1 pseudogene is annotated in these 364 nt (G+C 79.4%); it reads right to left on the bottom strand.

Annotation, left to right across the window (positions count from 1 at the left end):
• Positions 1-364 (bottom strand): annotated as a pseudogene (locus A7A76_RS21175) (hypothetical protein); the annotation flags it as partial.

The raw sequence follows: 364 nt of genomic DNA, 5'->3' as shown, positions 1-364 counted from the left end.
ACTCGCGCGGCTGCACCGGGCCTGCGAACCGCAGCGCCTGGCCGCGGCCCACGCGCGCGCCGACCACGCGCACGGCGCCGTCCGCATCGCGCCACAGCGGCGCGTCGAAACGCGCTTGCGGCCACTGCGCCTGCGCGTCCAGCAGCACCCGTCCGCCCTGCCCGACCCACTCGCGCACTGCCGCCGGCACCGGGCCGGGCGCCAGCCAGATCAGCGTGCGCGCTTTCGCATCGAAGCCGTGCGCCAGCGGCGCGGCGTCCACCGCCGCGGCCGGTTCGTTCCAGGCGCCGACCGCGGCACGCAGATAGACCGCCGCGGCCGCGCGTTCGGGCGCGTAGCGGATCGGCGGCGGCGCGAGCGCGGC

The organism is Lysobacter enzymogenes, assembly GCF_017168095.1.
GTDB lineage: Bacteria > Pseudomonadota > Gammaproteobacteria > Xanthomonadales > Xanthomonadaceae > Lysobacter > Lysobacter enzymogenes_D.
Note: the sequence above shows the minus strand (reverse complement) of the source record. Positions and strands in the feature narration are given on the sequence as shown.